Origin of the sequence: Cohnella endophytica, assembly GCF_003628305.1 — a bacterium.
Taxonomy (GTDB): domain Bacteria; phylum Bacillota; class Bacilli; order Paenibacillales; family Paenibacillaceae; genus Cohnella; species Cohnella endophytica.
Map to the genome: position 1 here is coordinate 655,262 of NZ_RBZM01000002.1, position 13,686 is coordinate 668,947.

General features: G+C 50.8%; 11 protein-coding genes. 3 read left to right on the top strand and 8 right to left on the bottom strand.

What is annotated here, in order from left to right; translation table 11 throughout:
• The first annotated feature begins 36 nt into the window (after positions 1-36).
• Positions 37-897 carry an AraC family transcriptional regulator gene (locus D7Z26_RS05075; RefSeq protein ID WP_120974963.1) on the top strand — a complete coding sequence of 287 codons (861 nt, stop codon included), beginning with the start codon at positions 37-39 and terminating at the stop codon, positions 895-897.
• Positions 898-977: 80 nt separating this feature from the next.
• On the opposite strand, the gene D7Z26_RS05080 is transcribed toward D7Z26_RS05075, so the two are convergent.
• The 8 genes from D7Z26_RS05080 to D7Z26_RS05115 all read right to left on the bottom strand — a co-directional run bounded on the left by D7Z26_RS05080 (position 978) and on the right by D7Z26_RS05115 (position 10,175).
• Positions 978-1,997, bottom strand: coding sequence for a formylglycine-generating enzyme family protein (locus D7Z26_RS05080; protein WP_120974964.1), 1,020 nt, complete (start codon positions 1,995-1,997; stop codon positions 978-980).
• Between the two features lie 15 nt (positions 1,998-2,012).
• Positions 2,013-2,546, bottom strand: coding sequence for a chromate transporter (locus D7Z26_RS05085; RefSeq protein ID WP_120974965.1), 534 nt, complete (start codon positions 2,544-2,546; stop codon positions 2,013-2,015).
• A 15-nt stretch (positions 2,547-2,561) separates the two neighbouring features.
• Positions 2,562-3,197, bottom strand: coding sequence for a chromate transporter (locus D7Z26_RS05090; RefSeq protein ID WP_325050425.1), 636 nt, complete (start codon positions 3,195-3,197; stop codon positions 2,562-2,564).
• Between the two features lie 84 nt (positions 3,198-3,281).
• Complete coding sequence (locus tag D7Z26_RS05095; protein ID WP_120974966.1) at positions 3,282-4,781, bottom strand: sulfatase-like hydrolase/transferase; 1,500 nt, start codon at positions 4,779-4,781, stop codon at positions 3,282-3,284.
• 30 nt (positions 4,782-4,811) lie between these two features.
• Positions 4,812-6,845, bottom strand: coding sequence for an alpha-L-fucosidase (locus D7Z26_RS05100; protein ID WP_120974967.1), 2,034 nt, complete (start codon positions 6,843-6,845; stop codon positions 4,812-4,814).
• 108 nt (positions 6,846-6,953) lie between these two features.
• Positions 6,954-8,411 (bottom strand): ABC transporter substrate-binding protein, encoded by a 1,458-nt coding sequence (locus D7Z26_RS05105; protein WP_120974968.1) that lies wholly within the window; start codon positions 8,409-8,411, stop codon positions 6,954-6,956.
• A gap of 33 nt (positions 8,412-8,444) precedes the next feature.
• Complete coding sequence (locus tag D7Z26_RS05110; RefSeq protein WP_120974969.1) at positions 8,445-9,263, bottom strand: carbohydrate ABC transporter permease; 819 nt, start codon at positions 9,261-9,263, stop codon at positions 8,445-8,447.
• 15 nt (positions 9,264-9,278) lie between these two features.
• The gene (locus tag D7Z26_RS05115; protein WP_120974970.1) at positions 9,279-10,175 is read right to left on the bottom strand and encodes a carbohydrate ABC transporter permease; all 897 of its coding nucleotides are present in this window, start codon (positions 10,173-10,175) and stop codon (positions 9,279-9,281) included.
• 189 nt (positions 10,176-10,364) lie between these two features.
• On the opposite strand from D7Z26_RS05115, the gene D7Z26_RS05120 reads away from it, so the two are divergent.
• Both D7Z26_RS05120 and D7Z26_RS05125 read left to right on the top strand, forming a co-directional pair.
• Entirely contained in the window at positions 10,365-11,894 is a 1,530-nt protein-coding gene (locus D7Z26_RS05120) for a response regulator transcription factor (protein WP_120974971.1), read from the top strand.
• Positions 11,887-13,653, top strand: a complete 1,767-nt coding sequence (locus D7Z26_RS05125; RefSeq protein WP_120974972.1) for a sensor histidine kinase — start codon at positions 11,887-11,889, stop codon at positions 13,651-13,653. Before D7Z26_RS05120 ends, D7Z26_RS05125 begins: the two co-directional genes overlap by 8 nt.
• The last annotated feature ends 33 nt before the right edge of the window (positions 13,654-13,686 follow it).

Below are 13,686 nucleotides of genomic sequence, written 5' to 3' on the forward strand. Positions count from 1 at the left end.
GTTAGATTCATAATACATTCAGAAGGAGAATCCCTGATGAATCCGATCCGCAAACCCTTCCGGCTTGATCCGATATTCCCGTTCGATATCGTATTCAAAGATAGAAAGAACTCGAGAACCGAGTTGCCCGATCACTTGCACGACCTTTACGAACTGGTCTACGTGTATGAAGGCAAAGGTACTTTTTTTATCGATAACGCGTTCTACGAGAAGGAAGAGGGAGACTTGTTCCTCATTCCCGGCAATACGATCCACCGTTCTTTCCCGGATGCCGACCGGCCGATCCTTTCGACGGCCGTATTTTTCGCGCCTGCGTTCGTAGAATCGAGCTCGCTCGATGACGCCTACGTCCCGCTTAGATGCTTCGACATCGCGCGCAAGAAAAAACAGTACAAAATCGAACTGACGGAGGAATTCAAGCAACGGACTCGCGAAACGCTTGACGAGATTGCTGATGAGCTGCGGAACAAGGAACCCGGGTACCGGCATGCCGTTCGGTTGGGGTTGCAGCGCTTGCTTCTGACCTTAGGCCGTCTGCCCTTCACCCGGGAGGACGGCAGCATGGACAAGAGAATCGGTCCGCAATGGATCATGGACGCTTTGAGATCCATCGATAACGATCCGGGTCAATCCGGAGGATTGGCCGAGCTTGCCGCGAAAGCTTGCGTAAGCGCGTCCCACTTCTCCCGCGTGTTCAAGCAGCTTACGGGAATGAACGTGACCGATTACGTCAACGCCAAAAGGCTCGTCCTGGCAAAAGAGCTGCTGCTCTCCACGGACGATAACGTTGAATCGATCGCGCTCGCTTGCGGGTTTCAAGGTCTTCCGCATTTCTATCTGACTTTCAAGAAGTTGACCGGAATGACGCCGAGAGCCTATCGGTTAATCGAGAGGTAGACAAAACAAAGCACGCGAATAGACCGGGCAGCCTCTATTCCTGCCCGGTCTATTCGCGCAATCCATCGGTTCAAGCTCGCCTAACTCGACGATTCCCGTTCGGCCTTATCATCCTTCACGCAACGGAAACCGGTATTCCCGGATGAGCTGTCCGGCGTGTTTTTGTTCCTCGCCGCGACTCGGTAACGATTGCAGTAAGATTGGTGGCATAAATACGAGCCTCCCCGCATCGACCTCATATCGCTTGCTCTTCGCCCCCGCGGATTAACCGCTTCGCCGGACGAATGATAATTCCGATCGAACCAATCCGCGCACCATTCCCATACGTTGCCGGCCATATTGTACAAGCCATATCCGTTAGGCAAGTAAGATCGGACCGGAGCGGTTCCCTCGTAACCGTCGCTGGCATGATTAACTTCCGGAAACTTCCCTTGCCAGATGTTGCAGCGGTGTTCGCCGCCAGGCTTAAGCATGTCTCCCCAAGGATATCGTTTCTGGATCAGCCCTCCGCGGGCGGCGAACTCCCATTCGGCCTCCGTCGGCAGACGTTTGCCCGCCCAACGGCAATAAGCGGAGGCATCGTTCCAAGTGACGTGAACGACCGGGTGGTCATCGCGATCCCCGACATCGGATTGCAGACCTTCGGGATGCGACCAATCCGCGCCCGGCACGGCCCACCACCATGGCGTATGCGAGACGACGCGATGTCCTCGTTCTCGCGATTGCGGCGTCACGAACGAATGAAAGACATAGGACCAGCCGTATGATTCGGCTTCGGTTTTATACCCCGAAGCCGCCACGAACTTAGCGAATTGGGCGTTCGTAACCGCCGTTTCATCCATATAGAAGGAAGATACCGATACGTGTCTTACCGGCCCCTCTCCATCCTCGGGAAATCCCTCCCGATCGGAAGTGCCCATCAAGAAAGTACCGCCCGCAATGTGAACCATTCCTTCATTATTATTTATGGATGAGTCCCTATTCGGACGCGCCGGATTTATCCGGACGGCTTCGGATTCTGCTGACTGCGTAACCCGTAGCGAATCGACCGTATCCCTTCTGGCCGAGCAGCAGGATGGAATCTCGATTTTCGTTCGCATGTCGCGCCCCCTCATTTAGAATAAAACGATTCCGGCGAACCCAGAAGCGACGATAACGACGATAGGATGAAGTTTATATTTAAGAATGGCATAAAGACAACCCGTACAAATTAGCATCGTCATAAGCGTCGACCATGTAAATAATGTTTCGGAATGCGATAAGAAGCCGAAATGCAGCGCCGCGTATAGGATCAGACCCGTAACGATCGGTCGAAGTCCGTAGAAGGAAGCTTTCACCTGCTTGCTGCGGTGATAACGCATGCAGAAGGCAACAATGACAATAACGAGAATCAAGGATGGCAATACCATGCCTAGGGTCGCCGCGATCGCTCCGGGAAAACCGGCCAGATTAAAACCGATTAACGTCGCGCTATTGGTAGCGATCGGCCCCGGGGACATCCCCGCCAGCGAAACGATCTTCTGGAAGGCATGCGCGTCGATCCAGCCCAGGCGGTTCATTTCGCGTTCGATCATCGGAATGACGGCGTAGCCGCCTCCGAACGAGATGAACCCGATTTTTAAGAATACGATAAACAACTGGCCCAGCATCTCAACCCCCCCGTTCTAGATGTAATATTCCGGAAACAACTGCTGATCGGAAGGCCTGGACGTCTCCGGCTCCGTCCGAACCTTCATCCCCAACAGTTCTTTTCCGTTCACTAGAAGGATGCCGGCCACGATCCCGCTTGCGATAATAAAGAGCGGATGGATCGATGTGAAGAGCATTACGGCAAGGGCAGCCGCGACGATTACCGTCGTCGAGACGTCGATGAGCGACGTTTTGACCATTTTGAAGGCAGCTAACAGAATCAAAGCGATGATCGCTCCATGAATACCTTTGAGAGCTGCGATTATTTTAGGATTGTTATCGAAATTGAGATAGAACACGCTTAACAGATAGACGATCGCGAACGTCGGCAGCGTAATGCCGAGAACGGCCATGCATGCCCCCGCAATACCGGATTTACGGTAACCGATGAACACCGCCGAATTGACGCCTACCCCGCCGGGAGCAGTGCCCGCCACCGACACCAGATCGGCGATCTCCTCCTGCTCCAGCCATCCCCGCTTTTGAACGACTTCCCTCTCGATAACGGGAATCATCGCGTAGCCTCCGCCGAAACTCGACGGGCCGATTCGGAAAAACACCCAAAATATTTGCGCGAGTTCGGAAAATTTTGCTCTAAGCTGCTTAATCACGAGATGATCACCTTCCTCTTGCCGTCGTGAACCGCAACGAAGCAACCGCAAGGGCGGTCGCTCGTCTTGTTCGTTTAATTCGGTTTAATCCCCTAGTCCCAATCTTTCGAATTGCTCGGGCGGCGCTTTAAGCGCGATTAACGTTTCTTTCAAAGCTTGTCGCAGCTTCTTAGCCTGTTCCGGCTGCCGGTCGATCAAATTAAGACGTTCGCTTGGATCGACGTTCTTATCGCTTAACCATGTCGGAGTCGGCCATGAGGCGCAATCGTTAACCGCTCTTGTCCCGTCTTGGTAGGGTCCAAGATCGTAAGGGATGAATTTGGCCAAACACGCGCCGTGCCAATACAACGGCTGGTTGTCCGCATTAGGAGATTGATGGAGCGCCCAGCGTCCGTCCGTGACGGTGACGCTCTTGCCGAACATGCCGCTGATCGCGTAATCCCGTAAAGGCGCACGCTCGTCCTCGAATACGGGAGTCAGATCGAGCCCGTGCCGATCGGGAGGGCAAGTCTTGCCCGTTGCCCTTAATACGGTCGGGTATATATCGACGAGCTGAGCTAATTGATCTCTTCTCGTACCATGTCCCGCGTATGGGTAAGCTACAATGAAGGGAATGTGGGAAACGGCGTCGTATTGATGCGTCTGCAGCTTCCCCGTACGGCCAAGATCGCCGTTATACGTGCCGTGATCGGTCGTAAATATAAACATCGTATTGCTCCATAGATCGAGCTCGTCCATCTTATCGAGTAGCTTGCCCAGCCACTTGTCCACTAGAACTACGTTAGCCGCGTAACAGGCTTGCACATGGTTTTTCTGCTCCTCGGTCATGTGCTTGTGCCATTCATCGTAAGGAGCTTGCGGGATAAACCGCTCGACGTCGTAACCTCTCGGATCGAACATCTTGACGTATTCCTCCGGCGGATCCCACGGCTCATGCGGATCGAAGCAATCCAAGTGCAGATAGAAGTCCTTATGCGTATGGTTCGCTTCCAGCCACTCCGAGGCTTTCGTGAACATCTGGGCGCAGAAATAATCTTCCTCGGTCTTGCGCGTGAGATGTACGTTACGGAAATGTCTTTCCAATTTCGTTTGCCGCTCGGAATCGGGACAAGGAAAATCGACGGGGTCCGTCCTCCATGCATCTGCTTCATGCCCGCGAATAAACTCGAAGCCGGTATACCCCATATGATAGTTACCCGCACCTTGCTCCCACATGTGAAAATGATCCGTGATGAAGTAGCTGACGGGATTCCCGTTGTTCAATTGTTCGGAAAGGGACTGGTTAGGCGGACCCGAGATTTGCCTAGGCAAATCCAGGTCCTCTTCTTCGAGCGGGCCCCACCCTCGTTCTAGAAACTCGTAACGCCCCGTATAAATGTCTCTTCGCGCCGGCATGCATGGCGTCGAACCGCAATAAGCGTTGTCGAATACGATCCCCTTCTTCGCTAGGCGATCCATGTTCGGCGTAGGAACGACCCATTCTTGCTGCTCCGCGCTCGACACCTGATTCAGAGGGCGTCCTTGATGATAAGGACCGCAGTGATCCCTCCTTAACGTGTCGCATACGATAACGATACTGTTCATGAAACAATCGCCTCCGTCTTCTAATCTGGATTACGCTTCGCTTAATTCTATCATTGCGTGAATATGGACTTTGGGAACCGTAAAGCGAATCCCTTTCTCCGTCGCTTCCGTAACCAACCGCTTGTTATCCGGGTGCAGCGTAACCGACCGAATACGCTTATCGTTTATGCTTACCTTGATGTCGTGCACCGGCGTAATGCATTCGATTGGATCGTAGAACGAGCTGCTCTTCTCGCCCGCATGAATGTTCTGGAAATTAATCAAATGCAGGATCTTCTTGCTGTCCTTCTCCATCAGATTCGCTTCGACATGTACGGGAGCGGTTACTTCGAAATATTTATTCGTATCGTATTTATCCAACAAATTCGTTATGATACGTCTTACCCAGAAGTGGTTGCTATTCCAATAGGTACGGAATACCGGAGCTGCCACGTATAGGGCAGTGCCCTTTCCATAACGGTTCACGCTGATTCCCGGGAAGTCGCTAATCGTTCCCGCCGGCGGCATCGGATGTCGGAATGCGCGATTAACGTCCGGCACGGTTAGCGGCCATTGGATCAGGCTTAACGTTTCGGCCGTCGTCGGAATCGTCTTGATGAACTCCCCTTCCACGAGCTGAGGAATTCTCGCGACGCCCTTCCATAGTTCTTCGTTTTCCGTGAAATAGGCGAAAGGATACGGCGTGCGCTCCAAATAATGCAAGCCCAGAGCCTCGGCAAGTCCGAAATCCTTCGCTTCCTTGGAATAAGTTGCGGCTCCTTCGGCTAAAAGCAATCCGCCGTCGCGAACGAACGCATCCAAACGATCGATCGATTCTTGAGTTAACTTTACGTTCTCGGGAAGAACAACCGCGCGATAACCCGTCAAATCCGGGAAATCGTCGTTATAATAGATGTCGAATTGATGATGCCCTTCGATCAGCATTTTCGCCGAACCGAATGTCGCCGAGTCGTCCTTGTCGTGATACCAATTGCTTGTATTGTCGGCGATGACGGCGATACCGCGAACGCTCTTCGCTCCGATGCAATACGCTTCTCTTTCTTTCACGAAGGAAAACGCTTCGCCTATGATATCGTATACTCCGCTCTGCAGCGATCCGTCCGGCATGACCTGGTCGCCGATATTAATGATTCCGCCGTTTGCCATAATGCAGGCGAACTCGAACTTCAATTGTTCGGCCGTCTTGCAAGACATAAGGCCCCATCCTTCCGTGAAACGGACGGTCATGATCTGCACGGGAACATCCAACGTCCGAATGTGACGGGCGCGGATGGAGTGTCCCAAGAACGAACCGGTGGCCGACGGCTGCGACTCCCATAAACCGTAATCGCTGGTCTCGTTAACCGAGGCCGGTTCTCCCATGCGCCAAGCTCCGTTGCAATTGACGAGCACCTCCGGACGGATTTTCTTGATCGCGTCGTGGATTTCCTTCATGCACCGGGCGGCGGAATCGATACCGAAGCCGATGACGAGCTCGCGATTCGTCCGCAGAAGCTCCGGCGTCAATTCTTGACCGTGCTCCTCGAGAAATTTTTTCTTGCAGTAAGTACAAAAACAAAAGTGATTATGGAGATAAGGAATATCGAAGAGATATCCGTCCATCTCGTATTTTTCGGTAATTTCCTTCACCTGAGGGATGACAAGCTCTTCGCGGTAAGGGCTGTTAATGCATGGCAATTCCCACACGGTGCCTTCGCTTCCCCGTACTTTGCCGTGCTCATCGACCTGATACCAATCCGGATTGTGAAGCACGGCATGCGCGTCCGTCCCGAGCGAATAATACGCGATTACCCTGATATCGTGCTTCTTCGCTTCCGCCAGAACTTCCCCGAAGAAATCTTCCTTCAGTCCGCTGTGCTTATGTCCTACCGAATTATCATAGAACGCGTTGCCGAAGTGGCATTTCGTAAATACTCCGATCACGTTCGCTTTCGCTTTGACGAAATGCGAGACGAACTCACGAGCGTTAAAGTTGTTGATTGCGTCGCGCGGAAACTCCGGCATATGAAAATCTATATGAACCTGTCTGATATTCTCGCGAAACCAGTTATTATTCGTAGTCATGATAAGCTCCTTCTCATGGGGGTCCGATATAGGGAAGGAGGAACAGCCCTGAAGGACGCTCCTCCCTCCTATGATCTTCTCGTTGTCCGTTAGTCCGTTAACCTATCCTTATTTGGTACCGTAGCCGTTTTCCTTGCTCCAATTGTTCGTACCCAGAACGGTTTTCATATCCGCTTTAAGCGTTTTTTGCAATTCCGCTTTATATTTCTCTTCCGAAATCGTTCCTTCCAAGTACAATTGGCCGATTTTCACCAAGTCTTCGTTCAGCTTCTTATCGATGTGAGCCGCGTAGAAGTTAACCAAAATGCGATCGCCCACGAATTTGAATCCGTCTAGATTCGCCGGCAAGTCGACGTTGGCAAGCGTCGTCGCGACGTACATTTTGTTGCCCATGATCGTTGCCACTTCCGGAGACGATAAGTACATGAAGAAGTCTACTGCCGCGGCGTACTTGTCGCCCGTTACTTTTTTGGGAATCGCGAACACGAGGTCCGGATATCCGCCAAGCTCGTAGTTCTTCTCGGCCGCGTTCGGATTTTGCTCTTTGGTCAAATACGGCAATGCGAACGTGCCGTATTCGAAATTGCGGGCTTTGGAATCTTGAATCGTTTTCAATTCGAAGTTGCCGGCCATCACCATTGCGGCGTCGCCTCTTAGGAACATTTCTTTCGCCGCGTCGCCGTTCATGGCGTTGTAGCCTTTCGCCCAATACTGGGACCAATCCTTCATGATCGGCATGTAGCCTGTCCAATCCGAGGACTCCAGGTTAACGGCGCCTTCGTCTACCGCTGCCGCGATTTCGTTCAATTCTAGCTGTCTATTATTATTGAAGTCGTATTTTCTGACCTTCTCCGCCGCGATCTGATTCGTCATCATGTTGACGGCCCACAAATAATGGTTATCGCCCGGTTTCGAGTTCGCGAAGGCGAACGGCGTTACTCCGGAGGCTTTCAGTTTGGCTTGAACGTCGAGGAATTCCGTCCATGTTTTTGGAATGGCGAGATTGTTTTTCGCGAACAGATCCTGGTTATAGAACACGCGAATGGACAAAGTTTGAAGCGTAATGCCCGCAATGCTGCCCGAAGTCGGGTTTTTCATTTCGTTCAGAATGGATGGGTTAAAAGTGTCCTTCCAAATTTTGTCGCCCGCATATGGGTTCGGTTTGTCATACTCCGGCGTCAGATCGACGAGCAGATCCTTATTCAAATCTTCGTGCGTCCAAGTATAACGGCTAGGAATAATATCAGGTGACGTGCCGCCGATCAAACCCGTCGTTAGCCAAGTTCTGAAGGAATCCCCATCGTTCGGCGCATAGTCGAGCTTGATTTTGACATTGTCGTGTTTGCTCGTATAGCCGTCGATAATTTCCTGCCATACTTGCTTCGTTTCTTCGTCTTTGGGAGTTTCGACCGCGAACGTCAGATTCACGGACTTGGCTGCAGTTCCTGCTGACGAATCCGAATCTTGGTTTGCGCCGGATTTTCCCGAAGCGCATCCGCTCAATATCGACAGAGCCATACTCAAGACGAGACCCGACGATAGTAGAGCGTTTTTCTTCTTAAACATGCAAACCACCTCTTTTTCTTCTGTTTTTCTATCCTAACCCTTTACGGCTCCGGATGTTACCCCGGAAATGAAAGGTTTGGTAGCGACGACGAAAAGCAATAGCAGCGGAATCGAAGAAATAATATATCCCGCGAGTTTAACTCCCACGCCTTGATCCATGTTCCCCGTAATCGTGCTGAGCGCAAGAATAACCGGCTTTACGGAATCTCCGTTCGTCGCGACGAGCGGCCAAATATAGTTGTTCCATCCGGCGAGGAAATTGATGATGGCTACGGTCGCGATAATCGGCAGCGAAAGCGGTATGACGATCTTGATGAAAATTTGCCGCTCGCCGGCCCCTTCCATGTCGGCCGCCTCGATCAAGCTTTTGGGAATGCCTTCGAAGAAGGTTTTCATCAGAAAGGTCGCCATCGCGGCTCCGAAAGCCATCGGCGGGAAAATCTGGCCTTGGTACGTATTCAACATATCCAGCTTTTGAACGAGCAAAAATTGTGGAATGAGGATCAAGTAACCCGGAATCATCATGAGCGAAAGGATAAGCACGAAGAACAGTTGCTTGCCCGGATAGTCGAACCGAACGAACGAATAAGCGGCTAGCGAAGAAATCAAAACGACGCCTATGACGATCGTGCTAGAAATCAGCACCGTGTTGCCTATGAAAGGTCCGATCTGCTTGAAAGCAACCGAGTAGTTGTCCATATGCAGAGGAAACGAGACGCCCCAGAAATTATGAATCGCTTGTTGCGTGTATTTGAGCGAACTGACGATGAGCATATAAAACGGGAAAAGCGTCAACGCTAGCAAGATAGCCAGGGAACCGAAATGCGGCGCTGCCAATAGCTTCTTGTTCATATATTTTCCACCTTCTTAGTCGATTTTATCTGTGTTTTTGACGAACTTGTTGTTAATCAAAGTCAGAAGAAGCAAAAGAATGAACAGGACGAGCCCGATCGCGGATGCATAACCCATCTCGCTGTAAGAGAAGCCTTTCGTATAGAGGTACAATGCCGGAGATATCGTTTTATCGCCCGGTCCTCCGTTCGTTAATACGAGAATGTTCTCGAAGCTTTGAATTTGTTGGATGATCGTTAATACCATAACGAGCTTAATTTGGCTGCGAACGAGCGGAAGCTCCAAGCGGATAAACCGTTGCCATGCGTTCATGCCGTCCAGCCTGGCGACCTCGAAAAGCTCGCTGGAAATCGACATCAAACCCGCTAAATAAAGCAAGAACGTAATTCCGCCGATCCATGGGAAATTCACGAAGATAATCGACCAGATTGCTGTCTTGCTTTCTCCTAACCAAGCGTGCGTCCAAGACTCGAGTCCGATCGCTTCGAGAAGTTGGTTAAGCACGCCGTACTCCCCCGCGAAAATCCATTGCCAGGTCAGATAAATTACGATGCTTGGAATAACCAGCGGGATGACGAACCAAACCTTGAGCAAGTTTTGCAGCTTCATGTTCTTCACGTGGAAAACGAGGACTGCCGCGATGAGCGGTACCGTTAGCTGGATGATTATTCCGCTCGCCGTGAATATTCCGATGTTCTTCAACGAGGCATAGAACGTCTCGTCCCGAAACAAGCGCGCGAAGTTGTCGAAACCGATGAACTCCTTCACGTTAGCCCCGTTCCAGTCGTAGAACGACATCTTCACCGCGTTAAAAAAAGGAATGTATTTGAAGGTTCCGAGAACGAGGAATATCGGAATCAAAAACGCGTAACCCTTCCAATGCTTGCGGAGAAACCCTGCTGAATTTGTCATGTTGTGACCTCCAATCGATACTCTAAACTTTAAGTGAAAACGCTTTACGAGTATAGGAGACGATCTTTGAACTTAAAGGGGGACATTTTTTGCAAGCGGTTATCTCTCTCGTACCTGCCCGAAAAGTTGTGATATACTAGTCCATATTTTTAAGGGACAGGACACAACAAGAACTGAGGGTGAGGATTCTTGAAAGTATTAGTCGTGGACGACCAAAGGTTATCCCGTGCGGGGATAATCAAAATGATCGAGTGGGAAAAGCTCGGTTTACGATTGGCCGGGGAGTGCTCGAACGGGTATGAAGCTCTTGAAACGATGAACGAGCTTGAAGTCGACGTCGTCATCACGGACGTGAGGATGCCTGTGTTAGACGGGTTGCAGCTCATCGAGCAGGCCAAGGAATTGTATCCTCACATCGCGTTTCTCGTCATAAGCGGCTTCGATGACTATGCTTACGTGCGCAAATCCATTCATCTTTCCGTCGCGGATTATATGCTGAAGCCCGTCGATAAGCTGGAGCTTAATACGTTGCTAAGAGAATTGATCGAGAAAACCCAAGACGCCCGAAATCTCGCTGCCACTCAATTGCATAAGACTCGTGAGCAATTTCTTCACTTGCTGATTGAAGGCGCTTACGACGAGGAAAAACAAATGATTGAGGATTGGTCGGACATTCGTCTTCCCGACCAGGAAAATTGCTTTTTCGCGGCGATGTTCGACTGCGAAGCGGACAAGAACAAAGTAAACGGGTGGTTTCGATTCCTCTCTGACCGATGCGAGATATTCCTGTTTCGTACGAGAGGCAATTGTTACTCGCTAGTCGCGGCGGGATCCGAAGGGGTTGTGAGCGAAGTCGATTGTATTCTCCGGACGATGTTATCGGATCGGGAAATCTACCAGCTAGCCGGAATCGGAACGGTCGTTTTTGGGATCGATCGGCTGAAAGAGTCGTTAGCCAAAGCTTACGACGCTTACACGCTTCAGGCCAGCTTGCCCGAGAACATAACCGGACAGGAGAATATACCGGCAGCGCATGCTTCCTCGAATCCCTCCGTTCTCCCCTTGAACGCGACCTGGGAGCGCGAATGGTTCATCCTGATGAAGCAAGGAAACCGATCGGCGATTTTGAGCAAAATTGAAGAGCTTGGCAGCTATCAAGGCCGGTCAACAGGCGAGACCGATTGGATCGAAAGCATCTATCCCTATGTCCTATTACGGGGCGCCAAGGAAATGTTCGAGACCGGCTTGATTAACGAGCAAGCTTACTTGGATGCATTCCAGATCGCTAAGAAGCTTCCGTACGTCGCCGGAATCGAGGCTAGACGAGAGATCGTCGGCGATTATTTCAGCCGTAGCCTGGACATGGAGCCGCAGTCTCAAATCAAGAAGGTCAAAGAAGCCATCGAAAAAGCGAAAACGTTCGTTGACGCGAACTTCCGCCAAACGATCAACTTAACGGATCTCGCTCTCACCTATTACATGAGCCCCGGCTACTTCAGTACGTTATTCCGACAACATACCGGCCGTAATTTCCTTGAATATTTGACCCAGCTGCGAATGGAGCATGCGAAATGGCTGATCGCCTCCAACACGAACGGTAAGATCAGCGATATCGCGATACAATGCGGCTATCAAGACCTGAAATATTTCCGTAAGCTATTCAAGCGCTATACCGGCGTCACCCCTCTTCAGTACAAGGAGGATTCGAAACTTGATTAAGTCGAAGCTTGCCGGGTTGAACAATAGCTTGCAGAGCAAGCTCCTGTTCTCTTACTCCGTCGTCATCCTGATCCCCTTGCTCATCCTGGGCAGCATACTTTATGTTTCCACCATAAGCATCACCAAAAAGCAGACGCAGGAAAATCGGCTGCTGGAGATGAAGGTGCTATCCCAGAATTTGCAGGAATATTTCAATTCGATAGAGTTGTATAGCAGGGCGATCTATACGGGTGAAATTCAGCAACTCTTGAACAAGGGCATGCCGACCGACATAATCGAACAAATCCATTGGAAAACGAGTCTATTCCAGCAATTCGCGGAGTGGTACGGATATATGGGCATCAAGGGAGAAATCCATAACGTAACGATCGTTACTTCGGACGGAACGATGATTCAGCGAGATCCGCTATATGTCGGGGAGTCCTTCGGCGATAAGCCCTGGTACGTCCAAACGCTTGCACTTCAGGGCGAAGTACGCGTCGCCGGTCCTTTCAAGCGCTCTTACTTCATTCCTTCTTCCGCCGCCAGCCCGTATACGTTTTCTCTCGTCAGGAAAATCAATAACACGTTAGGAAGCGCCAATCTTGGCGGTATCGTCATCGATGTTAGCGTTATGGACATCTACAGGCTTTTGGGAGGCCTCAAGCTGAACGACGTCATCATCCTGAACGCGGATAACGAGATCGTCTATAGCAGCGCTATCGAACGAATCGGGCAAGAATGGAAAGACGGAGAAAGAATACGCGGAGATTCCTCGGGTTGGATGGATATCGACGGCCAGCGCATGTTCGTTAGCTCCACCTATTCGGATGCTACCGGCTGGCGATTCGTAACGCTTGATCCTCTGAGCAGCATTCAAAGCAATTCCAACAAGTACCGGGATATTACGATCGGGATCGGATTCCTTGCTCTGATCATCGCCCTGATCATTTCCAACTACGTTTCAAAGCGGATCATCAAGCCTCTCCGTACGCTACAGGAGAAAATGAAGAAGGTGCAGTCCGGCGACTTCAACATTCAGCTGGACGTACAAAGCACGGACGAAGTCGGACAATTAACCCGGAGCTTCAACCGGATGACTGAAGAAATCCATACGCTCGTAAACAATGTCTACAAGTCGGAAATTACCCGCAAGGAGGCGCAGCTAAAAGCCCTTCATTCGCAGATCAATCCGCATTTCTTGTATAACACGCTCGATTCCATGAATGCGATCGCCGTCATCGAAGAAGTTCCGTTGCTGTCCCGAATGGCCAAAATGTTATCCGAAATGTTCCGTTACAGCATATCGGCAGGCGAACAAGTCGTTCCCATGCGAGATGAATTGAAACAGATCGTCCGATACGTGGAAATTCAGCAAATCCGTTACGACGATAAATTCAGCTTGCTAGTCTCCATTCCGGATCGATTGCTCGACTACCGCATTCCGAAGCTGATCATTCAGCCGATCGTAGAAAACGCGATTTACCATGGTCTGGAGATGATTCCCGGCGAGGGCCGCATCGAGATTTCCGGCTGCGAGAAGGACGCTTATATGATCATCGAGGTATCTGACAACGGTCAAGGCATTTCCCCGGCCGATCTGGCCGCAATTCAACTTCACTTGCAGCTTCGCGATACCGGTTCTCTCACGGAACATATCGGACTTGCCAACGTACAAGAGAGAATTGAATTACATTACGGTACCGATTATGGAATCTCGCTGAATAGCGAGCCTGGCAAGGGAACTAAAGTTACTTACAAGCTCCCGAAACCTGAATAGAACTTGAAAAAGACGCACCCACGGCTGTTTTCG

Excerpts from the sequence above, each read along its gene's own strand:
- D7Z26_RS05075 (WP_120974963.1), top strand. The coding sequence starts at position 37 with ATGAATCCGATCCGCAAACCCTTCCGGCTTGATCCGATATTCCCGTTC.
- D7Z26_RS05095 (WP_120974966.1), bottom strand. The coding sequence starts at position 4,781 with ATGAACAGTATCGTTATCGTATGCGACACGTTAAGGAGGGATCACTGC.
- D7Z26_RS05105 (WP_120974968.1), bottom strand. The coding sequence starts at position 8,411 with ATGTTTAAGAAGAAAAACGCTCTACTATCGTCGGGTCTCGTCTTGAGT.
- D7Z26_RS05080 (WP_120974964.1), bottom strand. The coding sequence starts at position 1,997 with ATGCGAACGAAAATCGAGATTCCATCCTGCTGCTCGGCCAGAAGGGAT.
- D7Z26_RS05115 (WP_120974970.1), bottom strand. The coding sequence starts at position 10,175 with ATGACAAATTCAGCAGGGTTTCTCCGCAAGCATTGGAAGGGTTACGCG.
- D7Z26_RS05100 (WP_120974967.1), bottom strand. The coding sequence starts at position 6,845 with ATGACTACGAATAATAACTGGTTTCGCGAGAATATCAGACAGGTTCAT.
- D7Z26_RS05085 (WP_120974965.1), bottom strand. The coding sequence starts at position 2,546 with ATGCTGGGCCAGTTGTTTATCGTATTCTTAAAAATCGGGTTCATCTCG.
- D7Z26_RS05110 (WP_120974969.1), bottom strand. The coding sequence starts at position 9,263 with ATGAACAAGAAGCTATTGGCAGCGCCGCATTTCGGTTCCCTGGCTATC.